The sequence below is a fragment of the Clostridium sp. genome, from assembly GCF_051656525.1.
Taxonomy (GTDB): domain Bacteria; phylum Bacillota; class Clostridia; order Clostridiales; family Clostridiaceae; genus Clostridium.
The window spans coordinates 44054-68910 of sequence record NZ_JBOGCC010000278.1; the positions used below are offsets into that span (position 1 = coordinate 44054).

The following is a 24857-nucleotide window of genomic DNA, read 5'->3' on the forward strand; positions in this document are numbered from 1 at the left end:
GATAACGATCATGAAACTTAACCCAGAAGACATTTTAGGCATCGAGTGTAAGCACGTTGCTTACGCTCAGTCAACGGTCAATTCGAGAGACGATCTACTTCTAGTCAAGGAAGTAATTCATACAAAAGACAACCGTCATATACCACGGGTACGTCTAATTGAGAACTATCAGTATCCGTTTTATATCACCAGAAAGCCATATCGTAATCACAAGGACAAAAAAGAAGCTGAAGAGATAGACAAGTTACAGAAATACATGTGTAACCGTGCCACAATGCACGAGAAAATTCAGTTAGCTTTAGGCGATCGTATGGCTAACCCACGCAAGCGTCTTAAAGATGTTTGTAGTAGCCCGTACGTGTATGGTGCAGACTTGTTACCTGCTACACACCTCAAGTCGATGTATCGTGATAAGTGGCCTAACCTCGTAACCCGGAACAAAGTAGCTGTACTAGATACCGAGCGTGATGTAGTATTCGGTACTAACGAAACTATCATCGTTACGCTAACAATGGGAACTGAGAAATACATTGGTGTCGTAAAGTGGTGGGCTGATAAGATCACTGCTAAGTATGGTGATATCAAAGACACGTTACCTGCTAAGTTTAAAGAACTGCTCTCGGTTATTACCGTGCGTGATGACAAGAGTAAGTTAAAGCCTAAACCGCAGAAGGTTTACGATGTTCCTAAGGAACGTGGCGGCGACATTACACTGTTCTTAGGTGACACTCCGGGACATATTGTTTTAGAAGCACTTAGACTAACGCATATTTGGCGTCCAGACTTCGTTGCTATCTGGAACATGGACTACGACTTACCTCACCTTACCAGCGCATTGGCTAAGATTGGCATTGCTCCTGAAGATGCATTCTCAGACCCGATGGTTCCTGACGGTTATCGTAGATTCTGGTACAAACAAGACAAGCTTATTAAAGAGACTAACTCCAAGTCCATTAGTAAGCATCCTGCTGACTTGTGGCACGTAGTTTATACAACTGCTAGCTACTATATCGTCGATGCCATGTGTCTGTTTAAGAAAATTCGTGTTGCGTCAGGTAATGAACCTGACTATACATTGGATGGTGTTCTTAGTCGTCATATGGGTACTCGCAAGTTACGTATTCCTGAAGCAGACAAGTACTCTGGTCTGAAGTGGCACGTTGTTATGCAACGTGATTTTCCTTTGGAATACTGTGTCTATGCATTATTCGACTGTATATCTATTGAGATGCTGGATGAGAAGACTAACGATATCGGTCTTACTATCTCAGTACTTATGGAAAGTAGCGGATACGATTACTTACCATCGTTACCGCGTCGAGTGGTGGACGTATTGCACAACGTATGGCCTAAACGTGGATTTATCCCAGGCTGTGTGGGTGCTGACATTACTTCTGAGCTTGACGATGATGTGGTTGGTATTAGCGGCTGGATTTGTACGCTTAACAGCTACTGTGTTGTTAACGACGGACTGTTCTGTATTAGCGAGGTACCTGAACTCAGGACTAAATTCCGGGTACAGACTAACGATGCTGATATTCTACAGGCGTATCCAACAGGCGAAGTAATATCGAATGGTAGTAAGAAGACTACTATCATTGAGGTTATCAATATCGATGGTGTTGATGACCAGACACGAAGACAGCAAGGTATCAACCTGACCGGTGGTCAGATGAATGCTGTAGAGATTGCAATCGAATTGGCCGGCTGTGCATCCTTCGAAGACTGGGATGAGTACTTTAGCCAGAGATTTAACTTAGATGATGAGGATAAAGCAGCGTGAAACTTTCAGAAATCTCGGCATTATTTAAAGACGAGGAACGGGAGGCAACTAGTACTGTCTCCAGTACCTTAGAACGTGAATATTCGTTCTTTGGTAAAGTTGACGTGGCTAAACTGGTGACTGGGTTTAAGAATGACCATGAAGTCACCAGCCAAGTGTTCATTGAAGCGTCACTAGGTGGGGATCGTGAGAACGGTAAATTACGTTTACGTCATTTCCCTAATAAGAACAAGCAATCTACAACTAAACTGGAGCGCAAGCTTAAAATCAGTGAAATGGAATCTATTGAGGAGACCGTAGAAATACCTGTTGGTTTCCTTAAGCCTTTGTTCCTATTGTCACAGTCGATTACTGCGCGCGTTCGTTACTTTGTTCCGGCTAAGACGCCGTCTGGCGTACAGATCAAATACAAAGACGGTACACTGCTGATGTGGCAGATCGATCTGTTCATGGATACATTGAATCCAGACGACAACCTTGACCTAGCTACTATTTCACCATGGGTTAAGATCGAACTGGAAGTTCGTGATATCGTTCTCGATGTTGCGGATGTACAAGATGCAATTCCTATCGAATGTGAGCAGGTTATTGATGCGCGTACCAAAGACGATAGTGAGCGTCAGTTGATCGATGCGCTATATTCTACCGTTTATAACCTGAACGGTAAGACCATGGAGCAACCACAGTTACCACCCGCTGAAACTGCCCCTGCGCAAGACACACCGGCTAGCACCGGCGATAATGATGACGATGATTTTGATTTTAACGGTAAAGGCGAACCGGCTCCAGTTACTGAGCCAGAACAGCCAGCTGAACCAGCTGAGCCTGCAGCTGAGCCTGATAATGATGACGACTTCGACTTCGAAGGCAAAGGTGACAAACCAGCAGAGCCTGCGGCTGAACCAACTCAGCCTACCGAACCACCGGAACCAGCAAAACCAGAAACAGACGACAATAGCAGCAGTGATGAATTCCAGTTCTAACTGTAGCAAGACAAAAAAAAACAGGGAGCCCCGCAAGGGGCTCTCTGCTATTCCACACTTGCCAAATCTAAGATTTGACGAGCGCAGTCCGCGGTAAATTTCTTTCGGAGTACTAAGTATACTCTATCATAGAAGTCCGGGATAATGGATGCAGCAGTGGATACAATATTTGCGTTGCATTCACGCAAAGTAATTCGTACCAATCCAACTATCTTGTCAGTGTGACCATTCGGAATAAACGTCAAATGGTTACTGAGTTTGGATAGTTCTGATTCTATCAATGCTGCGGCGATGCCCTCCACACCGCCAACAATCACTCGATATAACCTACATCTGGAGACACCGATATCTTTAGCGATATGGTCTACTCCTAACCCCCATAACGGGTCTTTACTTGCGACCCGCACGTATTCAATTGCTGCATTAAGAACGTCCGATTTGTTCTTATACATCAGAATTCCCTAAAGATAATTGCTTTGCACATATCTTCGTCTAGCCGCAAATCTTCCAGACGCTCCACCATGCTCCACACCGCATTGGCATTAGCTGGATTACGATTCATATAATCAGTAATAACTGCCATGTATATAGGCGTTAGCTTACTGAAATACATCGAGGCTATCACATGTGCACGCTCACCTTTGAGAAGTTTAGCATATGCCTTTGACAGCAAGTACAGGTAGTTGTTAGCTACCAGTTCCTCTATCGTCATTCCAGCTTTGTAAAACATGTTTCTGCGGATACCGGCTTTATCGCAGATCTGTTGAATAGACAATGCCTCTCTATAATCACCCTGCACGTACTTGTGCATATTGATTATTAAGTGGCGTAAAACTTCCGGGGCGGTAGCGCGTGGTTTAAGATTCACTTAGAACCTCGCACGAACGCGATTGAAGCATCAGAGCCAATACGTGCAGCAATACGTACTGCAGTACGGAAAGTTTCAAATGATAGCGATGGGCAAGTGATATGCCATTTAACCACGGCGTCATCAAAACCGCCTGTGTTGAGCGGCATACGCTCTGCCATATCTAATACAATACTTGGCAGATTGCTTAACGTTGCTGAAATTGCGCCCATATAAGCTTCGATAGTTACTGGGGCTATCTGCGAATTGATCTTATTGCTGACTTCCTTCTCAGCGTCTTTCCACAGTTCTACAGCAATAACATCGATATCATAGAAGTAACGATACAGCGAGGTGCGCGTTACTCCAGCTGCCGCTGCCAACGAACCGGCATCAACAGACGCTGGTGTTATATACTTAAAGTATTCGTTCGCTACAGCTTTCACGTGATCTACGCGAGCGCGTGAGCGCTTCTGATTTGGGATGTTTCGCATTCTATTTCTCCATTAAAAAATCGTTGTGTTACTTAGATGCCACAGTACTGTGGCTTGTTAAAGATCTCACACTCCCAGTCTTTTGGGAGCTTTCCACGTAGATCCACTACCGACCAGAGCTCAAAATCAACTCTGGTAAAGTATCTTCCATCGATGAAGAAGCAAGTCTTCTCTGGATATAATGCAGAGTGACCAGCCAATGCCATTCTTGGCACCTTTGATTTCAGCACTGCTTCAGCTTCGGCCGGTTCTAACCGAAGCTGTGGGAATCTTTTATACACGCGATATGCTTTATCGCTTGCATATGGGAAAGGTTTACGCTTACCATCCCATAGCTCTTTCTCCACTACTGCCACTTTCTCAATAGTGGCATTTTCAATCATTGTATCATGATTGAACCGTTTCAAATCCTTCATATCTAATCTCCAAGATTAGTGCATTCTGCACTTTGGAATAGTAATATGATTTAATCCAGGTACACCCACGAATTTACCAATCACTACCAATCGGCAGACATCAGTTGCTGAATCGTCTAATCGATTCTTAGGTGCAGTGCACTCATTGATGCATGCTCTTAACCAATCGGCATTTACGCCGTTGGTTTCGAACTGGGTTTCAATTTTAAGACCCGCATACATGCGGGAAGCTGGTACTTGAATAGTCATGATGCGAGTCCTCAATCCAAAATTAGTAACGTTATTGTCACTGTTCACCAAGATAATATATGTCTGAAAAAAATTTCATTATAAACCTACCCCTTTCGGGGTAGGCTTTAGTTTTTATTCTTCAGGGAAGAACGAATCGATGTTCAGACGTGTTGCTTCTGAAGCATACAGTGAAACCGCATAGCTTGGGTTAGCGCGACGACGCACTGCTTTCGGGTTAACTGTTTCAGCATACACTGTCATCAGATGCAGCATACGAATCATCAGCTCACGCTCTGATGCCTTCAGGTGATGTACGTTGGAGAAGACCAGCGTACGCTCGAATGCACCGGTTTCAGACGACTTGATGGTATCCAGCAAGTGCTGCAATACTTCATGGACGTCGTCACGGTTCAGTGTAGTCAGGCTACGGAACGTGTTGTATAAACCTGAAGTAGCGCTTGCACGCAGCTGTACGTTTTCTGCAACCTTACGACATTCGTGGTTAAAACGATTGATCGTATCTTTACAGATAGATACACGCGCCGGATTATGTGCCGGGCCAACTACCGCAACTTTATTAAACATGTCAGGGTTGGCTTTACGCAGAGGCGGCTTGTCATTTACCGGGTTTTGTGCTTTCGGTTGCTGAACTTCACGACGCTCTTTCTGCTGAGGTGCTGGGTTCTTCTTTGGTTCTTCCAATGGCATCTCTACGCCATCTTCGGCTTGAGCTGCATCGGTGTTCAACAGTTCTTCTAATTCGCTATTCATAGTTGCCTCAACGGATATGTCTACGGAAATCATACTCAGCCGTATCCTGTTCGTTACCATGCATCGCACTCATAAAGCCGTACATGATATATGATTGTATCTGTGTGATACCTGATGCTGCACCACGTTCGGTCTTGGACATGATGTGGCCTACGCAGTCAGCACAGAAACCAGGTGGCTTATGTTTACATAGTAATGGTCGACGCATCTGGATTACTTTACCGACATCAGACTTGTCAATCGGCATTGCTTTACCAGTAACCATCTTGTTGAATCCTGCATCGATGCCGTATAGCTTCAGACTATGGTCATCAAGCTTAATGGTCTGCGTAATTTTAGTACCGCATGGTTCAGGTGATACTTTGATGTTCTGTGTGATCTGCATGTAGTTAGATACACCGTAACCACCTTTTGCAGTATCCGCACCACGGTCAAAGGAACCTTGACGAGCATCGTTAAACAATGCAGGTAGTTTATCTGTTGGTATACCTTCATCCAACGATTCAGTGATTAAGTCATAATCACCATCTTCGTGGAACGCATCTACTGCACCGAACATATACAACTGCTTGAATCGACGAACCTTAAGTGTTGCGCCAGACACATAGAAGTCGAGTGACTCACCGTCTTCTGCCAGATATTTCTTGTCAAGCTCAACTGCCTGCTTACTGATCTCTACCAGTTGTTGACGCGTTGGCTTGCCACCACATTTAGCAAGTTCAGCTTTGATGAATTTCCGAACTTCTTTAGACGCGATGAATGTACGCTCACTACCGGTTGGTGCAATCAGTGGCGCTAACGATGTCAACTGAGATAAGGCGGTCAAATGGTTTTCTACATTTGATGCTTTAACTAAGTTAGTTCCATTAGTGTCTACATCATCATCGACTGTGCGGGGAGCGAAGATTGGTACTAAAGACTTAGCATTCATCTTCTTGTTCTGGAACTCTACCTTGTCCCCGAATGGCCAGATTACGCAAATCCAATTATAAATGGCTCGGCCGTACGTTGTACGAATTGGCTTAGGATGATTAGGGAAGTGATCAGCTGGAAAATCCATTGCGTATCTAAAATCATATAACGGTTCTCCGGCTTTAGCATCTTCAATGATAGCCCAAGCCTTTAGTTGTCCATCGTAATAGTAAATACCGTCCTCACGATAATCAATATCGTAAGGTTCCGGCACGAAGTCTGGCGGCAGTCTGGATACGTTAAAGATCGTAGATGTCCACGATCTCCATTTCCAGCGTTCTGCTTTACATGCCAGCAGAAATAGATCGAATTTCTTCATCGTGTTCTTTCTCTACATAGTTATAGATATCTTTGAGTAACATATTAGCTGCTTTACAGATAGCTAGGTTATCACGTGGTTCATCTGATTCGATTAACAGATCTGCGTATTTACAGATCAAATCATAGCCGTCAGTATAGAACGCTTCACGTCGAACAATGAGACCAACAATCGCCTCGGAGATATTCTTATAATATTGCTGAGGTGCCAGTTCTTCATATTCGTAGTCAATCGTAGACATGATGGCTTCGTCGGCTACTTCAATCCCAGAGATCGTATATGCAACAGCTACTGGGTTAGTAGGGCAACGCTTGCAGAATTCACGGATAAGGTCAACGATCTTCTTATCCATACGTTCTGGATTGTCATCACCTTCTGTCTTCATCTTGTGATTTACGTAATTAATCAGCATTTTGTATACACGGTCTTCTACGCTAGTAATCACATCCATATACTTGGATGGTTCTAGTGTACCGGATACTACTGCTATTACTGTGGATAATCCGAACGCTGACTCGGAAGAGATCATGTCTATTAGTGACTCGTAGTCTTCCCAATTGTCAATCGTTATAAAGATTGTTGTGATCATTTCAAGCAGAATGTCAGGTTGGCGATGTACATCGTCATAAACAACTTCAATGCCGGCATCACGTAGATGGTTACACCCCGCCTGAATAATTATGGCTTCGATCTTGTCGATGCGGCCAATAATATCACGATCGTAAATGTATTGTGGTAGACGGCATGCAAACATATCCACATAGCCTTCGTCTTCCAACAGGTCATGCAGTGAGCAAATTATCTCTGCACGGTGTTGTGTGCGCTCTGTACAAAGCGCATCGTATAGATCACTCATAATTGCTCCGGTTATTTGCAACATGTTCTTTATTAATATGGTCAAAAGAAACTAACCATCAATAAGGTATTCTTTAATGAAAGTCACTAAATCAAAAAAGACGAATCGTCACAATATTCCTAAGAGTGTTCGCCGCAAACTGCGTCAGAATGCCGATAAAAAGCGTGTGGCGCGTCGCGAGAAATTGGCGAAAATCAGGATGACTTTACGATTCTCAAACAAAGCTACTCATGTTGAGTATATTAACAACTACATCGCGTTGATCGATGAAGACATCATGCGGATCAGCAATGCTGTTCGTCCTGTCATTGACTTCATGGACAACGTACACGCCAACCCTAAAGCTGCAGAGTGGCTGGTAGCCAATGAAGAACGCGTTGACGTTTTCGGCGACCAGCTCTTGTTGATCGATGCACACCTGATCAATCTGCGTAAGGTACGTAACGAAGCTGAAGCAAGTCGCGTTAAGTTCGAAGCGACTGAATACGAAAACCGCGAAGATATGCTGGCTGATGCTTATGCAATTATCCTGTCTGCGGCGAGCGTTATTGAACAGAGCCTGATTGTTGACAACCAGATCGCTGATCTGTTTGAATCAGTATCAGAACTGGAAGTTAATGACATTTTAGGAGCTGAAGAATGAAACCACGTAGCGTCCTTCAATTCGAAGAGCCAATTGATGAAGGTATGCCGGTAGATATGCCGGAGCTGGAATCAGAACCAGAAGAAGAAGAGTCCGCGGCGCCTGTAGAGGCGCCAAAAGAACCTTCTGAAAATGACGGTAAAAAAGAACAGGCTGAAGAGCCACCTAAACCTTTTAAGGTTCCTTTCCGCCCAATCGCTGTTGACGAGTCTGCGGTATTGGAATTCGGCGAAGGCAAGTTCCGTATTCCATTAGCTATGGTTGATATCTATCGTGGCGTTGGCGGCGGTACTCTTTCTGAGCCAATCGAAGTTGCGTTCATGCGTAATAACGATAATGCGGATCTTATTGAAAATGGCGTATTCCAGGATCAAATGGATTATGCTTATCCAATGACCGGCTTTATTGACCGTACTGCGGTTGATGGCTCCAAGTGGTCAAACAACGTTATTGTTGGTGAAGATCATCGTACCAGTCCTTCTGCGGTTCGTCCGAAAGGCAACGACCTGATGGGCATCTTCAGTGCCAGTAACCAATTGGGTCAAACGACTAAATGGACTTTCCATAACACTGGTGTTGTTATCCACATGCGTGCTGCACTCGATAGTGAACTGATCAATATCGAAATGCAATTGCTTGAAGATCGTGCTCGTGTAGGTCTTGAAACACACGGCGTGTGCCTGACATCCGACATGGGTGTTCATATCGGACTACTGGTTGACTTTGCACTGAGCTTAGTCGTTAAGACCAACGTTCCTCACGATGGTAATATCCAGGCTGCACTGCGTAGTAAGTTGCGCGGACGTGAATCAATTGAGATTCTGTTGGCTGCGGTACTTACCTCAATGTATCCTCATGGTTTCCCGTGGGCAATTACCTGTAGTAATGCCGGCTGTGCATTCCGTGAAGCTACTGACATTTTCTTCGCTCGCTCACAATGGGTAGACAAGTCACGTCTTACTGAACGTTGTCTGACTATCCTGCATCGCAACACTCTGAGTCTGCCGGACAAAGAGTATGATGATTATCAAGCTGAGCTCCCGACTTCTGTTGGTAAGTTTGAGTTTGGTAATGTGACTTACAACTTTGCATTGCCTACAATCACCGACTATGCTTATGCTACACGTCGCTGGTTAAACGTAATCGAAAAAGACAACACTGAATCACTGGCACGTATCGATACTGATGCGCAGCGTGAAGCTTATCTGGATTCTCAGAAAGCTAGCCGTGCTATGATGCAGTATAGTCATTATGTTTCAAGCATCGACATCGAGTACGGTGGTACTGTTAGTACTATTGTTGACCGCGATAAGATTGAAGAAGCATTGATTCGTGCTTCTGCAGACTTGGAGCTGGTGGTTAACTTTATTAACGCCGTGTCTGATTTTGAGCTGATGTCACGCATGACCATTATTGGTCACTTGAACCGTACTTGCAATCATTGTGGTAAGCATCTGTTTACTGAAGAAGATGAAGTCTGGAAATCTATTGTTCCGCTGCCAGTTGATCGGATTTTTTTTACGCTTACGCAGCTGAAAACGCAGATTCTGCGTGGAACTCAGAGCAGACGATAAATAGCCCTAGCTTCCCAGGTAGCAATATCAGTAAACGTTGGACTACACGTGAAGGCGATCGCAATATAGTTGTAACGCCAATCGATGAAGTCATGCGGAGTGATTTAACCGGGGTTAAGAGAACCACGATGGATGCAACTGTAGCTTTGAAAGAAGCGTATAGTTCATACATTGGCTCTGACCTCGGTAGTTACCAGGTTGGGCGTGGTGAGTCTGAGAAGTATGATGGGAAAACACTGTTAGACGTTCGTTTAGAAAACTATCGTCGTTTGTGTGTTAAGGAATTCCTTAATATATCCTTTCCTGAATACATTGCTAATCCACGTTGGGTTATTTGTAAGTACGATGCTATGTGTACTAAGTGGTCTGCTGCAACCCCAGTGATACCAGGAAGTGGTATTATTTAGTACAAAGGCAAAAAAAAAACAGGGAGCCCCGCGAGGGGCTCTCTGCTATTTCTTTATACTTCCAACGTTCATGTTAACAGTATATTCTTCTGTCCACACATCTGTAAACATTCTGAATCTGATGTTAACGTCATCTTCTTCACCTTGCGGATTGATGTTGGTCAGCTGATACTGATAACTGTCATAGCCCGCTGTGTTTCGGATGTTAGATACTCTACGTAACCAGTACGTATTTTTCTTAATGGTGAACTCAAAGAAGCCCACGTGGGCTTCTGTTGATAGTTTATGGAAAGCCAGATGTTCGTCTGACGTTCCATCCACTAGCTTATCTAAACAAGCCTCAATGCCTTTATAAGTCAGTAAGGTTTGGCGCAGGAAGTTCTCCAGCTTACTAAGCCTCATATCACGACTCCAGAGTTCATTGTTATTAATGACCGAACTCTACCAGTTAGAAGTTTTCTTCGCTGATTATACACCGATACTTGTTTCGGTATATCCATACAGATTGGGTATACTACTTTAGGGTGGATACCCCAACGTTCAATACATCCGTCTCGTGTACGGCCTAACATCTGCAATGATTTCTGACTGGCGTTCAAAGAAACCGCGATTACGTTTAAGATAAGGCCTTTATAGTCAACTGCTGTACCGGACTTTCCGTGTGTCGATACAATAACATCTGCGTTTTCCGTTTCTGCGAAATCATCATCCTGTATGTAACGATAAATCCGTAAGCCTTGTGTCTTATTGCGCAAGTATGTGGCAAACAACGTACACATCTCACGCGTGTAGAATAAGTACAACGCTTTTTGTCCAGGCTGGAATTCTGCAATATACCATTTATCCAGAATACGGTATAACATATCGAAATACCGATACATCATCTGCTTACGCTTCATGATTCCTTTTTCGAATACATGATGCGCATACATCCGCTGTGAGTTAACCCGCCTTACGACTTTACGGTCACTCATCCCAAATGCTAAACCGACAACGTCTATGAAAATATCCAGTTCCATTTCTAGACGGACATTCTCTGGGAATCTTTCTAAATAGCGTTTCTTCAGAAAAGGATCATCGGGCTTTAACGTACCTGAGAGGTCCAGTACCGCGTTTGCGTTTAACGCGATATAACTCCAGTACTGCATACGGAAAAGCTCGTGTGCTTCATCGTAGACAGTTATATCAACGCCTAATGATGGCAGTATCTTATTCGGGTGAATCGAATCAACTTCATGCATCCATTTCTGAATGAATCTGTCGATTGTGAACGAAGAACAGAGATATGCTTTCGCTGTAGGTTTCCCGCCTTTCCTGACAAGATCCTCTAGCGTATCTACGCTATCGATTAAGAAGAAGTCTTCACCTTCGGTTAGGTTCAAGTCTCCCGCAATGTCACTTTTCCACTTTGCCAAATACGCTGGCTTAGTAATGAACATTGGTAATCTTTGGCGTAATGCAACTCCCTTCTCTGCTGCAATGGTTTTTCCTTTACCTGTTTGCAGTTCGAATACGTTGTGGTCTCCACTTACTATCAGTGGCGCTGCCGCATTCTGCCAGGCGTACTTAGAATCCTCTGGCTCCACCATTCTAAAGTTAGGTCGAAACTTAACCTTTTTACCAGGGATAATTTTAGCACGGTCTTCGTACATTGTAACCAGAATACGGTTTAAGCCTAATTCTTCCTTCAGCTTGGTGGCCATCGATGGATGAATCAGTATCGTGCTTAAACGTTCGTTTGGAATATAGAAGAAATCACCGTCATTTGGATCAGGTGGTTCAGCGTATCTGTTGTCTTGTGGCGGAGGAGAATATGCTGGCTTAAAAAGTGCACGACGGCAGAACTGCTCCATCACCTTATAGCCGATTGATGTCGTAGACACACATTCAACACACCGCCTGAGAACCCTCATTGTAATAACGGTAGACATGCGTACAGACTCCCATGCAGTGGGAGGCTAGGCCTCCCAACTATAATATTACGGCATGATGAGTGGTTTAAGCGGAGAGCGTACGCGGTCGGCATATAGGTAAGATGCTGGGTCTGTTAATGTATCAAATTGTCCCTGATACAAGAACGCACCTGCTATATCCCGATTGGTGATAATATCATCGTGTGCGGCAAATCTGCCGACGCCCAGACCATTAGCAATTCTCCAATCGCCGTTTTCCGGGTCCATTACACGCGTAGCTGCTAGCACTGTTGCTAAGTGCATTACGTTAACGCCAAGCTTATCAGCGGTCAACATAAATGCTGCAATCAATGCTTCGGTAGGATCGTTAAATCGTGTCAAGCGCATCATGTGACTACGCTTGCCTTTCGTGTCTTCATCGTTCGAAGTAGAACGAATAAACAACTCCAGGCGATCTACGAACGCTGCCATGTTCTCGTGCTTAAGCTGATATGTGAATACCGGCTTTGTATAATCCCACTCATCTAAGTCGATCAAAATGTACTTGCCCTGCGTTTCCCAGTTCCGTTTCGCAACATATTTCAACATTGATGCTGACAGAGATGGGTTTGTCGCTTGGCGTGACAGATTGGCTTGTCGCGAGTTCGTTACATAACCATCATTATCGTACGTGATAATATCACACGTTGATAATGAAGAGAAATGGCCTAACTGCAACTTTCTCAGATCATCCATATAGAGTAATGATATGAGATTTTTTACCTCATCTGCATGTAGCCGCAATTTAACTTTCAGGTCACTCAATCGCTCTTTGAATTTGATACTATCCAAACTCCTGTGCATTTCCATGTAGCTACGATCTTCTGCCGGCAATACAATGTTAATTACGCAGCGGATGAAGTCACTGTGCTTCGTGGAAATAACCTTCTGTGTTGCTGGGCCACAAATCTCTGTTGTTGATACGTGTCCAGGGTTGGAAGTGATATTGAGGTCTTCAGGTCTTGCGGTTGGGGCGTCTTTATCAATACGATCGACTAAGCTGTATGCGATGTCGCCATAGCATGTTGAACAGACAGTTTGCTTGTGCAACATACGACAACATAATGTAGTGCGCACTTTAACACGTTTGCCCATGAGGTCTTTATCGTCTGGATTAATCGGACGAGTCTTACCATCTGGAAGCACTAACGTAATGCCATGCCATAACCGGAAATAGTTTTCAGTTTCTGGCAATGTTACATCATGCGCATCTGTTGTTCCACAATCATGATGCTGCGCAACAGTCGTGATATAGTTACCGACTAGCTGTAAACGACGGTTAAAGTATTCTGCATCCGCAACTGGAGATTTGTTAAACAACAAAGCTTTTGCAGCAGAACGGGATGCCTTAACCATCGAGTTAGCGTCGACGTACCCCATAGCAAACCCACGACGAATCTCATTTAGGTAAACTACGGAGTCAATATCAGTAACCTGACCAATCGCTACAAACGACTGATTTAGCTGTGGCAGTGGAGCTGTACCGTATTTAAATGCACGGGAGATTGGGTTATCTTCGTGATCTTTATGGATTAAACGGCGCTTAAACACGCCGTAACCATATTCAACATCTGCAAGCTTTTCTTGCACGCGCTGGTTAGCATCACGAATCTCTGGATCGTTCAGCAATTGCATGATTGCAAAACTATCGATACTATCGATGTACGGCATCAGTTCCATAGCTGCATAGTTATAGATCCGATTGTATGCCCGATAGCATGATTTCCAGATTTTCTTTTTGTTGTACTTGGAGCTATACTTGGTCGGCTCGATGATCTTATAGAAGATCTTCTGCATGATCTTATCAGTAAATAGCTCATTGTAATTCAGCAGGAAATGTTTCGCATGAGGAATATCTGGGTTCTCACGATACACATCCCAGAAGATTGAGTATGTGTGTAAATCACAACCAAGAACTTTAAACGTATCGCCTTTGAAACACAGCTCATGGAAATCGAATGCGTCGTATTCCTTTACAATTTGTTCATGGCTTAACTTTAGCGCATCATCAAAATCTAGCACATCTTACCCCTTATTAGATGTCAAACGAACACCACCACAGTTCAATACTGAGTGTACCAACCGAACAGCCGAACTCTGTCCAAGCGGGTATTCATCACGGTTAACCAAATACTTAAGCCGCATTGGGTTGTGTGATGTCATGATGTTCTCAACTGCCATTTCTGCAGTAATCGGATTGTTAGCACGATCGTGGTGCTCTTCCAGTACACCGCTGCGGCAGTAAGCTGCCTGATGGCGTGCCTCTGATTCGCCCATCCATGCAATTGGGTGCTCGCGCATATAGCGACGATCACGCTCTGCTGGAGACTGTTTAGCGATTGTACCGAAGTGCTGACGTGTACCGACTGCAATTGCTGACATGTCTTTACCAGTTTTGTCAAGACGCATGAAGTACAACTCACCAGTCATGTGAGTGTTCAACGTTTGTACTTTACGACCATCATAGGTGGTCATCGTCAACTTGGATTTATTAGGCGGGAACTTCTCGAGAATATCACGCTGAATATCATCGATCATCTTACGAGTTTCATGAGGAATCGCAATGATGAGGCGATTGTGATACAACTCTTCCAGCATATCTTGGCGCTGCGCATCTGTCATGTGTGTTTCGCGTACACACTCTGCCCAGATTGGAGACGCTGCTTCCAAGAACGAAATCAGGTAGTACCAGGCTTCGTTCAAACCATCACGTTCGTAAATGTCAAGCACACGCTTCTGATTGTCGCGACGCGCTGCGTTAATAAACATCGTGAACGTACGTGTGAAGTTTGTACGGCGGAGTACTGCCAACGATGACATGATTACGTGAATGATATTACCGTGTTCATCAATCGGCATATCTTTTACTGGACGGATGGAAGAACAACAACCTTTACCACCACACTGTTCCGTCATCTTACTGCCTTCGTTAAACGGAATCTTGTACTTGGTGATAATTTCAACATACCATTCGTCAATTACATCGTAGTGCAATTGAAGACGGGATTTATTACGGTCTACGTTAATACGTGGATCTGATGGGAAACGTGCGATTGCTTCCAAGAACAAACGGTGTGCTGCGCCAGTGAGCTCATATGTCTGCTCGGTGTGGCGACGCTTACGACCATTCACTTCTTCAACTTGCAGCTGTCCTTCAATCTTGAAGTAATACTCCAGGATTTGAGAATAGAACAATTGGCATTCACGCTCTTCCTCAGTTAACCAACGCGTTGCAATTTCCATACGCTTGGAGTTATCTGCAGGACTACGGATAACTTTAATGTCGATTACTTCTGAATCTGGTTCAACTGTAATCGGCATGTCGAACATACCACATGTTTCACGCAGAGCCATTGTGTTGCACTCTACTGCTGCTAACAGTGGATTGAATTTACGCTTGGCTACCAGAATACCATCGGCGCCAACGAATTCACCACGGCGTGGCCAAGGGCGAGGGTTTTCTTCCGTGCCATGACCAAGCAACAGGATTTCGCCAGGAGATAACCAGAAGCGATTACGGCGATAACCATATGACATATTTGCAGCAGCAAACTCATCTGATACTTCGATGGCATCTTCAATACACGCCATTGATGAAGCCGTCAGTGCGTTCGCATGCAGGCCAGTGGAATAGACATCGTTAATGCCATCGCTCTTAACACGTGGTGAGCGTGTGCACCATTCGCCTTTCTTTAAGAATCCATCTTGTTTGATAGGCAGGTTTTCATTTACGTTCAGATCATAACCAAAATATTGATGGTCACTACGATAAGTATCGATAATGATTACATCAAGTTTACGAGACTCTACCAACCAAACGAACAACGCAATCTCAACCGGCTCAGGATTCTGGTCACGGTTTGAATAACGTCGAGCGATTGCACGGATATGGCAGTTCTCTCCAACCTTCGCACCAGTTACATATTTGGCATATTCCATTTCTACGCCTGTGAGTGTGGCAGGCGGCTCAATTCCTATGCAAGTGGTGGATTGAATTACGTGTGAGGTGAACATCTGTACACGCGAAGCTGAGTTACATGTGATGGCCGGAATCATGTCCGCACAACCACCAACATACTCAGTTCTAATAGGTACCGATAAATCCATATAACACTCCAGTTAACTTTACAGATGAGATCCACTCGTCTCATCTATATAATATATGTGTGAGGTATTTTACATGGCACATCCATTTAATCAACATCGTGATTACATTACGCCAGATGTTGCCGCTAACCCCAAACTACGTGAGTTGATACTGCATCACGCAGATTACCTCAGAAAACACCCTTTATCAAAAACAGTACCGGTTGACGCAAATATGCGTAGCTTAGACCTGTATGATTTTTATCGATTTATGAAGAGTGTTGGGTATCCTAACGAATTGCATTACGTAATCATGCTCATCAATAATATTCCTTCGCACATGCACTTTGATACCAAAGTGGATCAATTGATCATTCCCGATTCTGGAGTGGTTGAAGACATTATTTCTATTGCTGAACTTTAAGACGAAAAAAAAAGAGGGGCATCTGCCCCTCTTTAGATCTTTTATGATCAATCGTAATCAAACAGGTTGACACCACCGCTACGGCGTTTGTCATTCCGGTCATCACGACGATCATCTCGGCGGTCACGGTCGTCGTAACGATCGCGGCTACCGAATCCATCACGCATGCGGTCACGGCGACCACGGTCATCATAACGATCATCATCATCATAACGTCCGCGACGGTCACGGCGGTCATCATAACGGTCCCGACGGTCCCGACGATCACTATAGCGGTCATCGCGGTCATCACGATCGTCACGACCACGACCATTAACTTCACGCAGATAATCATCATAATCGCTATCGCGGCGGTCACGTCGATCATCACGTAAACCACGGCGATCGCTATCACGTTCGCGGTCACGCTCTTTACTGTTTGTGCGATCCAGATCATCCAGTGATACGGTCTTACCACCGCGTGCTGCATTAGGTAAGTTATCTACGCGCTTGCCTGATTTTTCATCTTCAGTGTCGCGAATTGACTTAACATCAGTACCGGTGTTATCTTTCAGGTCTGGAATCATACGATGGTATTTACTGAAGTTGTCTTCGAGAAGATCTTCGAACCATTCGGTATTGATTTGCGGTAAATCGATTGCCCCTTTGAACAACGCTGTGATGTTATTCAGTCGCTTGGTGATTGTTCGATGTGCTTCCATCAATGCATGGAAATATGGTACAGTGTGGTTACTGCCAAATTCCAGCGGCATATCTTTGAAGATTTCCGTCAATAGATTGCGGAACATCTCCTTGTTGGCTTTCGAGTGCACGTTTACGCCGCACAGGATAGCACCCGGTTGCTCATCGCTAATGACTGGGATTTCAACAACGCACATACGTGCATACAGCACATCATCCAGCTTTTTGTTACGGTTCAGATAGATGCTAAACAAGCCATCATTTTCTGACATTTCTGTAACCAGCTTGGTCCACTTCTTAGCGGTATCGTCCTTCATATCTTTGATGATGGTCAGGTACTTAATCGCTTCTGCTGACTTGATTGATTTTTGCTTTGCTGGATTCTTAGCCAGGTCAAACATGGCTTGGACAATCAGGTCCAAGCGCAGTGAGTTTGCAGCCAATACGCGACGAGTCAGGAAGTGAATCATCTTGGATTGGCCATGCAATGCATCTTCACATAACGGGTGGAAGAACACAGCATCTTTAAGATCGCGGGAGTCCAGGTTTTCTTCGGTCGGCAGATAAAGTTTACAGCCATCCACTTCAACGTGGTCATTGTTCTCATTCGGGAATAGCACAGAGCCACGGTTCCCGATAACTAAGAACATGCCAGTCAACAGATTGGCATAATTGTTACAAATTTCTTGTTCCAGAGACATCTATTATTCCTCGTTCCAGCGGTTGTACTTCCGCTCTCCATATTTTTCATCATCGCCCTTGTGGAAAACTTGTTTATCTACGAATTCCTTGGACAGGTGGTGATACTGCTTCGCGTTGTCGTACGTGTTTTCTGCCTCGTACGATGTTGTGGTACCGAAGATACCAGTCATTGATGCTGGATAACGGAACTCCTCTGGCGCGTTGTTCTCGTATTCCATTTCGATTTCAATCTGGCCGCCAATCGCAGCTGATACACGAATGTATACATAACGACGGTTTCTATCGCTGATGCGATCGTACACCTCGCCAAGAATGCGGCGAAGACAAGCCTGAGCCATGATATCGCTCGTATCGATATTTGATACTGCTGCGAAATCGTCGATTGACATTTCAGGCTTGCCATCAATAAGCTGGTCATTGTCAATTGTAAATGACAGCTGCGCCAACTTATAGTCATTCATCATAGATGGAATTTCTTGGCAAGCGATTGCCAGCGAACGCATCTTAGATGACTTACCGTAGAATTCGCGGGAGATATAAGAGATATCATTACCAGCAATTGGCATGATTACTGTAATGTCTTGCAGGTCTTCAATGATTGGATTGCGAACATCCATCATATCAACCCAGTCACGATATTGGCAAATACCATTCTGTGTAACATCAGGATTGCGATTACCCAGGAATGAAATCAGACCACCTGCTAACTTATAGCGGTTGGTGTGGACCGAATAACTTGCCGACTGATAACGACTTTCGCCAAAGATGTCAGGGTTACGTAATGATTCTGCATACGTACGACTATCTGCCTCAGTAGCAGTATCTGAATCCAGAAGGTTGAACAGGAATGTTGAGCGGTTCAGCTCGCGCATGTCTGCCGCTTTGCCTTCCTTCATGAATGCGGAACCAGTCACGATAATTTCACCGCGCTTGCGTGCCGTTTCCAAAGTATTGGAATGTTCCATATCGGTAAAGATTAAGATATCTTCAACACGACTGGTGTGGTGGCGATCGCGGCTAGAGTGGTCTTTGCGCTGTACCAGAATGATTTTAGAAACATCATAGTGTACATATTCATCGCCACGTTTATCGCGACGCATCGTTGTGCGATATTCAGTAATCTGGTTGATGTACATATCCAGACGATCATCGATATTAACCAGATCATCGTCATAAATCTCACCGGTAAATCCAGATACGAAGAATGAAATACCCGGCATGTTAACCGTACACTCTTCGAATTCTACCAGTGCGTGCCAGCGCATACGGCGCAAATCAACAGCGTCGCCATTGCGGCCAATACGCGGTGTATAAGATGTATCCGACACATCCAGGCCGGCATTCAGAGTACGCGAGATCATATCGCGGTTTACTTTACCCTGTTCTTCATATTCTTCAGTCAGAGCATCGATCATAGACTGGTCGAAGTTCATGATCATCGAGCGCTGTTCTGGTACTACCATATCGCGGATTTCCACGAACACAAGCTCACGCAGGGTTGGATGCATTTTTCTTTCTCTCCATTAATTTTACGAACATCTTGCTTAGATCATTCTTGATGTCTTGGTTCACTGGCATTGGCTGCGCACGGCAGTTTAGTGCGGAACGCATTACATCGTTTGTGCAAATTTCCCAGGTGAAGTAACTGATACGTGTTGTCAGTTCTTCAATTGTTACAGTGAATGGATTCGCGCAGGCCTGATCCTTTTTAGTCTGCGTACTGTATTTACAATACTCTGCGAGTTCATTCTTCAGCGCTGTTGTTGGCACATTCATTGGCATCAACATTGGTTCTTCTGACACCGGATAAATGCTAAATAACTTTGCTACGCTGATTAAACCATGATGTATTAAGTATGCCTGCGTCACTGCCATGGCATTCAGAATACTGTCGCGTCCTACGTTAGATAACGTATGAATCTGCACAATATCATACATCACCAACTGCACTAAGGTTTGGTGAAGAGGAATCTTGTGGGACGCACCTAAGATTGGTTTACCTGCCAACTCATCAAAACCGTCCAGACAGTCCAAGATTAAATCATCTGGAATTGTCGGGTCTAGGTCATCACGAATCTTGCGGAAATCCCTTAGGTAGATATCGTTAGCTTTATAATAGCTAATAGGTACAGATTCACGTACTGTGAAAATGTCCAACCAGCTGGTTTTGGAATCATCGCTTGCGTTCTTAGGCGCTGTACGACGAATAGCACGTGACCGGAACTTAGACGGCAATGATTTACAGTCTTGTTCGATCTTGTGATAACACTTTGTTACCAGATGTGTATTGTGGTCGCCAATAGAGATCGGCATCGACATTAGCTTATCAATAGACAAGCTTGAGAAAACATAGTTAATCAAATCTGAAGAACTCACGCCTTCGAGAATCGACGTATCTACATTATCGCCAATCTTTGTTGCATACACAGCTTCGGTGAATTCGTAGAAACGATCCACTTCGCGAGATTGGAAAAACTCACTACCGCCAATTAGACGCATTGCATCAATCAACGTATAGATATCGTTATCTCGCGCACCATCGCTAATACACGAGCGATAGAAAATCCAGATTGGGTTAATGCATTTCAGCACAGCCATCATGCACATCAGACCTTCATATTCATAACGAAGATATGTCTGCGCACGATTCTTGCGGGATAACTCTGTATCAAAGCTATCCATAATCTTTTCTGGTATCTGAATACCGAGTGTTGGAATGAAGTCCAGCATTCGTTCGATGGTGCAATACTTATCAACAATCTTGCACATGATTGGTGATAGCAGTTTAAAATACTCAGATGCGTGTGACTCGCGTAAAACATCTGATGCGTTTACATACAGCGCGAATAACTCATCTTGTTCTACAGACGATAAAGACTGGAAGAACTCGTTTACTTCACGATAAAGATCTTCCGGTTTCCATGTGTCTGTGGAACCCATCTTAATCGTTTCGAAGAATATGCTATCATTATGGTGTGATATCGATAGCTCAACTTCACGCCCGCGTTCAGTTGTTCTAGTTTCAATACGCATAGAAGATTCCCCTAACTACATCACCTATATAATATATGGCTGTGTTATTTTTCAAGAGATGGGGCATCAGCCCCATCTCATTATGCGTTATTAAAAGTCCATCACTTCATCAAAAGTCATGCCTGCTGGCTGTGGTGCTTGCTGGCCATATTGACGTTGGCCACCGCCTTGTCCGCCATTCTGACCAGGCTTATAAGCGCGCTCTTCTGCGGTCTTATAAGAGTTGTTCCATGCTACCGGCAACATCTGAGCAATGTTTTCAAACCACGCCATAAACAGATCATAAGAGATCTCGTTATCCGGCACAACCTGACCGTTTTCCATCATCGCAAACTTAACGTTTGGAATGAACAGATGTTTAACGGAACCACCGCGAGTATCTTTACCGCCGATGTATGCAACGCCGTCGTCGCCAATACCGAAAGCTACCATGCCATAGTTTTGGTTATCGCGGCCTTTTTTGCAGTTAAGTGCTACGTTAACGTTACGATCTTCCGGCTTCCACTTCTTCACGCGGTTGTAAATAATGCGGAAGTAATCCAGTGTGATATCAATGTTCAGAAAATCGTTACCTACTTTGGTACCGAGCTGCAAACAGTTGTTCCAAAGTGAAACACGGAGGCGCATGGTTTTGCCACCGTCGATCTTGGCGATTGGTTTGAATGCGTTTTCGTCCAGATAATTCTTTTTGATGTCAGACATGACTTATTCCAGTGTTAGTAAATGTTTATATAGGTGTGGCTCGTAAGAATTGCGCACATCCAGCAGCATTGTTGATTGCTTGGTACTTGCATCCCATTCGCGCTTTTCGCCGATCTTCATCATTACATCACGCATCTTTTTAGGCTGAGGCATGAACATGTTGTTATCGGCGTACATTTGAAGAGTAACTTTGTTAAAAGGCATACGAGATGGATTAGCGCATGTTCTTAACTTAGTTGACCACTCTTCTTTGTCTTTTAGTTTTCCGGTATGAGATTCCAATAAGATTAACTCTGGAAACTTCTTAGCAGATAGCAGATCGATAGGATGATGCGTAAGACAAATTGTTCTACGATCGCCCTTCATTTCGATATCGAATCTGGAGATATCAGCCTCGTTCTCTTTATAGATCCCGAATACTGCACCTTCTTCGATTTCAACAGCTAGCTTTTGCAAGTCAGTGTTGTACTGCTTATGCTTACCTTTAAACTCTTTGTTGAGTGACTGGAATGTACATATATAAGGAATAATCTGTAAATGTTCAGGCACGTGCTTGGTCAAACAATCATAGTCTTGCTCTGCTGCATCCCGGATCTGCTTATAAGACAAGCTTCGCTGATCCTCATATGGAAATGAGCCAATTGCATTCCTTACGATCGTTCGCATATTTACGTACAGGGCGCCGTAGCGTTCCAGCTTGAATCCCTTATTTACGCCAACATTCTCGCCAGTCGAGTTAAGTCCCTCTAAGGCGAGGGACGTACCGATTGATGCCGGATAAAAACCAAAGTCACGTGTCATTTAACGGCCCCCTGTATTTTATCGATTACCTTGGTTGCAATATCAGTGTCACATGATACAGCATCTAGTAATAAATCCTTGATATTTCCAGGGAGCAGCGGAACCAAGTTTTCAGTAAACTTTTTGTTCTGTTCACGCTTCTCTATAACTTCGGTATCGTCGTTGATGTAGTCGATATCCAGTTTAAACGCTGTTTTTCTGGTCAGTCGTTGCAATGCTGTACGCAAGTGAGTTTTACCAGATACTAATACTCGGAGTTTTCCTAAATACACAGCATCTGTTAAATGTTGCTTGGTAATCTCAGCACTCACACGCGTTAACAACTGATCGTCATCAAGTTCTGTGAAATCTACAGTCCTGATATTTGCAGCGTTCTTATTTTCTCTAAAGAATACACGATGTGTATCACCGACAACCTGCGAAATAAGCGCACCTTTTGGATGCTCCTCATTTTGACGCAATCTTTCAAACGAGCCGGGAATATAAACCTTAAGATACGATTTATTTCCGTGGTCGTGGCCGCAGAATATTGCATAACGAACCAAGTCAGAAAACAAAGCGGTATCGTACGCTGGTGAGTCGTGAGTATTTTGGAAATCAAAGAATCCATGGGCAATGATATAGTCAATCTTATCGCATCCAAGAGTTTTCATCTTTTCAACGAGTTCATTATATACCATCATTGGGTCTGGGCGGATGGCGTCTGGAATGTAAGCTATCCATAGCTTTAATGATTCATCATATTCCAAATGCACGTCGTCATAATATCGGATATCGGTCTTTATGTTTGCCAATTCGTCAATTTTCAGAACCCACTTGCAAAGATTCCAATCGTGTGATGGCGTACCTTTAACCATCCTGATTGGAACCTTATACCGCTTAGAATTACTGAGGAATTCTTTTAACCAGTCAACTACTTCTGGGTATTGTTCGACTAAATCTTGTGCCGACACCAATCTATCGAATAGATCGCCAGAGATAAATATGGCAGTAAGGCGCTGCCACATATCAGGCGGTATGAAACTGCGAAGTGATTCCACCATGTGTTCTGATGGAACTTCACGATTCAACAAATGAACATCCGATAGATTAAGTATCATAATTCGTCGAATTCATCCGCTTCATCAACTGCTTGTGCAGCTGCTTCTTTAGCTGCAGGCGCGGCGCCTTCGACGTTAGGCATGATATCACGTTTGAAATATTCGCGTGGGTCTGGCAGTGTCGCCATGCCGTGATCTTCAAAGATCTTATTCAGTCGGGCGATTGCTAATACGCCAGAGCTGAACATTTCATCTTTGGTAACTGGGATAACGCGAGAATCAACAATATCCATCATCATCTGTTGTGATAATGTTTCGGATACGTTAGCTTGCGCTTTTACTTCATCAGTAAATACGGAAATGCCTTTAAGGTTAACATCGTCGATACTGATATCGGTATTAAAGAACACCGATGAAATACGATACTTTTCAGCGCCGGTGATATCATCAACAACCGACACTTCAACGTTCTCGTGCGAGATCAGAGATGACCAAGTGGCCAGGTCAAAATCTTCACCGCGTGAAATTGCCGCCAGTAGTGGCAACATTGTGCTTTTGAAATAGCTGTAACCAACGACATCCAACATTGGTCCGATTTCACGACGGGCTACTTCTGTTACGCGTTCTGCCAAACGACTGGCTTCCCGATGTGGGATAGATTCAGAGCTTGGTTGATATAGTGGGTTGGTATACATTGCCATGATCATTCCTTATACAATAACCGCATTAGTTAAATTGATAAAGCTTTCGCCTACCGTAGATAATACACGGTTCAGGCTATAAGATTTATCGTTCTCAAACACAGTAATTGAGATCTCAATATTGATCTCAGTCTCATCACTATTGAGCACACACTCAACGCCAACTTTACCAGCACGCTCTGGGAAATTCAATTTAACTTTCCCTTCCAGATCGCTCTGAATTGCAGATGCCAGTTTTATTGGGTCCTTACCAACCGCTTGGATTGTGGACTGTAGAGACCTGATTTTACTACGGTAAAACAATGACTGCGATGGGTTTGCCGCCTCGTATTCCGTAAACATTCCAGCCAGTCTACTTTCAGGCGTTCTCAGCCATCCACGCGTAGACAGCGTGCCACGAGCTTTTGTCATAAACCACCAGGAAAAAAAATAGGGCCAC

Annotated in this window: 24 protein-coding genes; 6 read left to right on the top strand and 18 right to left on the bottom strand. The window is 44.1% G+C overall.

Translation table 11 applies throughout. The annotated features are described in order from the left end of the window. The first annotated feature begins 10 nt into the window (after positions 1-10). Entirely contained in the window at positions 11-1783 is a 1773-nt protein-coding gene (locus ACRDDY_RS13820) for a hypothetical protein (RefSeq protein ID WP_438565528.1), read from the top strand. Further along, a complete protein-coding gene (locus tag ACRDDY_RS13825; RefSeq protein WP_438565529.1) occupies positions 1780-2766 on the top strand; it encodes a hypothetical protein in 987 nt (328 codons plus the stop codon). Before ACRDDY_RS13820 ends, ACRDDY_RS13825 begins: the two co-directional genes overlap by 4 nt. Before the next feature lie 451 nt (positions 2767-3217). On the opposite strand, the gene ACRDDY_RS13830 is transcribed toward ACRDDY_RS13825, so the two are convergent. From ACRDDY_RS13830 to ACRDDY_RS13855, 6 genes are all read right to left on the bottom strand, one after another. Then, entirely contained in the window at positions 3218-3634 is a 417-nt protein-coding gene (locus ACRDDY_RS13830) for a hypothetical protein (RefSeq protein WP_438565530.1), read from the bottom strand. After that, the gene (locus tag ACRDDY_RS13835; protein ID WP_438565531.1) at positions 3631-4107 is read right to left on the bottom strand and encodes a hypothetical protein; all 477 of its coding nucleotides are present in this window, start codon (positions 4105-4107) and stop codon (positions 3631-3633) included. Before ACRDDY_RS13835 ends, ACRDDY_RS13830 begins: the two co-directional genes overlap by 4 nt. Before the next feature lie 32 nt (positions 4108-4139). Next, positions 4140-4523 carry a hypothetical protein gene (locus ACRDDY_RS13840; protein WP_438565532.1) on the bottom strand — a complete coding sequence of 128 codons (384 nt, stop codon included), beginning with the start codon at positions 4521-4523 and terminating at the stop codon, positions 4140-4142. A gap of 363 nt (positions 4524-4886) precedes the next feature. Further along, entirely contained in the window at positions 4887-5525 is a 639-nt protein-coding gene (locus tag ACRDDY_RS13845) for a hypothetical protein (RefSeq protein ID WP_438565533.1), read from the bottom strand. A gap of 7 nt (positions 5526-5532) precedes the next feature. Next, positions 5533-6816 carry a hypothetical protein gene (locus tag ACRDDY_RS13850; protein WP_438565534.1) on the bottom strand — a complete coding sequence of 428 codons (1284 nt, stop codon included), beginning with the start codon at positions 6814-6816 and terminating at the stop codon, positions 5533-5535. Continuing rightward, positions 6782-7672 carry a hypothetical protein gene (locus tag ACRDDY_RS13855; RefSeq protein WP_438565535.1) on the bottom strand — a complete coding sequence of 297 codons (891 nt, stop codon included), beginning with the start codon at positions 7670-7672 and terminating at the stop codon, positions 6782-6784. Before ACRDDY_RS13855 ends, ACRDDY_RS13850 begins: the two co-directional genes overlap by 35 nt. A gap of 76 nt (positions 7673-7748) precedes the next feature. Here ACRDDY_RS13855 and ACRDDY_RS13860 point away from each other — a divergent pair, with 76 nt between their 5' ends. The 3 genes from ACRDDY_RS13860 to ACRDDY_RS13870 all read left to right on the top strand — a co-directional run bounded on the left by ACRDDY_RS13860 (position 7749) and on the right by ACRDDY_RS13870 (position 10296). Further along, positions 7749-8315, top strand: coding sequence for a hypothetical protein (locus tag ACRDDY_RS13860; protein WP_438565536.1), 567 nt, complete (start codon positions 7749-7751; stop codon positions 8313-8315). After that, the gene (locus tag ACRDDY_RS13865; protein ID WP_438565537.1) at positions 8312-9889 is read left to right on the top strand and encodes a hypothetical protein; all 1578 of its coding nucleotides are present in this window, start codon (positions 8312-8314) and stop codon (positions 9887-9889) included. The genes ACRDDY_RS13860 and ACRDDY_RS13865 overlap by 4 nt, the downstream gene beginning before the upstream one ends. 128 nt (positions 9890-10017) lie before the next feature. Beyond that, complete coding sequence (locus tag ACRDDY_RS13870) at positions 10018-10296, top strand: hypothetical protein (RefSeq protein ID WP_438565538.1); 279 nt, start codon at positions 10018-10020, stop codon at positions 10294-10296. Positions 10297-10341: 45 nt separating this feature from the next. Here the strand turns inward: ACRDDY_RS13870 and ACRDDY_RS13875 are convergent, their stop codons facing one another. Genes ACRDDY_RS13875 through ACRDDY_RS13890 form a run of 4 tightly spaced genes read right to left on the bottom strand, consistent with a single transcriptional unit; the run spans position 10342 to position 16355 of the window. Then, positions 10342-10698 carry a hypothetical protein gene (locus tag ACRDDY_RS13875; RefSeq protein ID WP_438565539.1) on the bottom strand — a complete coding sequence of 119 codons (357 nt, stop codon included), beginning with the start codon at positions 10696-10698 and terminating at the stop codon, positions 10342-10344. Beyond that, complete coding sequence (locus ACRDDY_RS13880) at positions 10695-12227, bottom strand: DEAD/DEAH box helicase family protein (protein WP_438565540.1); 1533 nt, start codon at positions 12225-12227, stop codon at positions 10695-10697. Before ACRDDY_RS13880 ends, ACRDDY_RS13875 begins: the two co-directional genes overlap by 4 nt. Positions 12228-12275: 48 nt before the next feature. Then, complete coding sequence (locus ACRDDY_RS13885; protein ID WP_438565541.1) at positions 12276-14270, bottom strand: hypothetical protein; 1995 nt, start codon at positions 14268-14270, stop codon at positions 12276-12278. Between the two features lie 3 nt (positions 14271-14273). After that, the gene (locus ACRDDY_RS13890; RefSeq protein ID WP_438565542.1) at positions 14274-16355 is read right to left on the bottom strand and encodes a hypothetical protein; all 2082 of its coding nucleotides are present in this window, start codon (positions 16353-16355) and stop codon (positions 14274-14276) included. Positions 16356-16428: 73 nt separating this feature from the next. Between ACRDDY_RS13890 and ACRDDY_RS13895 the strand changes: the two genes are divergently transcribed. Continuing rightward, positions 16429-16758, top strand: a complete 330-nt coding sequence (locus tag ACRDDY_RS13895) for a hypothetical protein (protein WP_438565543.1) — start codon at positions 16429-16431, stop codon at positions 16756-16758. 47 nt (positions 16759-16805) lie between these two features. On the opposite strand, the gene ACRDDY_RS13900 is transcribed toward ACRDDY_RS13895, so the two are convergent. From ACRDDY_RS13900 to ACRDDY_RS13935, 8 genes are all read right to left on the bottom strand, one after another. Continuing rightward, positions 16806-18140 (bottom strand): hypothetical protein, encoded by a 1335-nt coding sequence (locus ACRDDY_RS13900; protein ID WP_438565544.1) that lies wholly within the window; start codon positions 18138-18140, stop codon positions 16806-16808. A 3-nt stretch (positions 18141-18143) separates the two neighbouring features. Continuing rightward, positions 18144-19649, bottom strand: a complete 1506-nt coding sequence (locus ACRDDY_RS13905) for a hypothetical protein (protein WP_438565545.1) — start codon at positions 19647-19649, stop codon at positions 18144-18146. Continuing rightward, positions 19630-21174 (bottom strand): hypothetical protein, encoded by a 1545-nt coding sequence (locus ACRDDY_RS13910; protein ID WP_438565546.1) that lies wholly within the window; start codon positions 21172-21174, stop codon positions 19630-19632. Before ACRDDY_RS13910 ends, ACRDDY_RS13905 begins: the two co-directional genes overlap by 20 nt. 90 nt (positions 21175-21264) lie before the next feature. Next, entirely contained in the window at positions 21265-21876 is a 612-nt protein-coding gene (locus ACRDDY_RS13915; protein WP_438565547.1) for a hypothetical protein, read from the bottom strand. Positions 21877-21879: 3 nt separating this feature from the next. After that, a complete protein-coding gene (locus ACRDDY_RS13920) occupies positions 21880-22677 on the bottom strand; it encodes a hypothetical protein (protein ID WP_438565548.1) in 798 nt (265 codons plus the stop codon). Continuing rightward, positions 22674-23747: a hypothetical protein gene (locus tag ACRDDY_RS13925; RefSeq protein WP_438565549.1), complete on the bottom strand. Its 1074-nt coding sequence runs from the start codon at positions 23745-23747 to the stop codon at positions 22674-22676. Before ACRDDY_RS13925 ends, ACRDDY_RS13920 begins: the two co-directional genes overlap by 4 nt. A gap of 26 nt (positions 23748-23773) precedes the next feature. Continuing rightward, a complete protein-coding gene (locus tag ACRDDY_RS13930) occupies positions 23774-24349 on the bottom strand; it encodes a hypothetical protein (protein ID WP_438565550.1) in 576 nt (191 codons plus the stop codon). A 78-nt stretch (positions 24350-24427) separates the two neighbouring features. Then, a complete protein-coding gene (locus ACRDDY_RS13935; RefSeq protein WP_438565551.1) occupies positions 24428-24829 on the bottom strand; it encodes a hypothetical protein in 402 nt (133 codons plus the stop codon). Between the last annotated feature and the right edge of the window lie 28 nt (positions 24830-24857).

Excerpts from the sequence above, each read along its gene's own strand:
- ACRDDY_RS13820 (WP_438565528.1), top strand. The coding sequence starts at position 11 with ATGAAACTTAACCCAGAAGACATTTTAGGCATCGAGTGTAAGCACGTT.
- ACRDDY_RS13835 (WP_438565531.1), bottom strand. The coding sequence starts at position 4,107 with ATGCGAAACATCCCAAATCAGAAGCGCTCACGCGCTCGCGTAGATCAC.
- ACRDDY_RS13840 (WP_438565532.1), bottom strand. The coding sequence starts at position 4,523 with ATGAAGGATTTGAAACGGTTCAATCATGATACAATGATTGAAAATGCC.
- ACRDDY_RS13845 (WP_438565533.1), bottom strand. The coding sequence starts at position 5,525 with ATGAATAGCGAATTAGAAGAACTGTTGAACACCGATGCAGCTCAAGCC.
- ACRDDY_RS13850 (WP_438565534.1), bottom strand. The coding sequence starts at position 6,816 with ATGAAGAAATTCGATCTATTTCTGCTGGCATGTAAAGCAGAACGCTGG.
- ACRDDY_RS13855 (WP_438565535.1), bottom strand. The coding sequence starts at position 7,672 with ATGAGTGATCTATACGATGCGCTTTGTACAGAGCGCACACAACACCGT.
- ACRDDY_RS13860 (WP_438565536.1), top strand. The coding sequence starts at position 7,749 with ATGAAAGTCACTAAATCAAAAAAGACGAATCGTCACAATATTCCTAAG.
- ACRDDY_RS13865 (WP_438565537.1), top strand. The coding sequence starts at position 8,312 with ATGAAACCACGTAGCGTCCTTCAATTCGAAGAGCCAATTGATGAAGGT.
- ACRDDY_RS13870 (WP_438565538.1), top strand. The coding sequence starts at position 10,018 with ATGGATGCAACTGTAGCTTTGAAAGAAGCGTATAGTTCATACATTGGC.
- ACRDDY_RS13875 (WP_438565539.1), bottom strand. The coding sequence starts at position 10,698 with ATGAGGCTTAGTAAGCTGGAGAACTTCCTGCGCCAAACCTTACTGACT.
- ACRDDY_RS13880 (WP_438565540.1), bottom strand. The coding sequence starts at position 12,227 with ATGTCTACCGTTATTACAATGAGGGTTCTCAGGCGGTGTGTTGAATGT.
- ACRDDY_RS13890 (WP_438565542.1), bottom strand. The coding sequence starts at position 16,355 with ATGGATTTATCGGTACCTATTAGAACTGAGTATGTTGGTGGTTGTGCG.
- ACRDDY_RS13895 (WP_438565543.1), top strand. The coding sequence starts at position 16,429 with ATGGCACATCCATTTAATCAACATCGTGATTACATTACGCCAGATGTT.
- ACRDDY_RS13900 (WP_438565544.1), bottom strand. The coding sequence starts at position 18,140 with ATGTCTCTGGAACAAGAAATTTGTAACAATTATGCCAATCTGTTGACT.
- ACRDDY_RS13905 (WP_438565545.1), bottom strand. The coding sequence starts at position 19,649 with ATGCATCCAACCCTGCGTGAGCTTGTGTTCGTGGAAATCCGCGATATG.
- ACRDDY_RS13910 (WP_438565546.1), bottom strand. The coding sequence starts at position 21,174 with ATGCGTATTGAAACTAGAACAACTGAACGCGGGCGTGAAGTTGAGCTA.
- ACRDDY_RS13915 (WP_438565547.1), bottom strand. The coding sequence starts at position 21,876 with ATGTCTGACATCAAAAAGAATTATCTGGACGAAAACGCATTCAAACCA.
- ACRDDY_RS13920 (WP_438565548.1), bottom strand. The coding sequence starts at position 22,677 with ATGACACGTGACTTTGGTTTTTATCCGGCATCAATCGGTACGTCCCTC.
- ACRDDY_RS13935 (WP_438565551.1), bottom strand. The coding sequence starts at position 24,829 with ATGACAAAAGCTCGTGGCACGCTGTCTACGCGTGGATGGCTGAGAACG.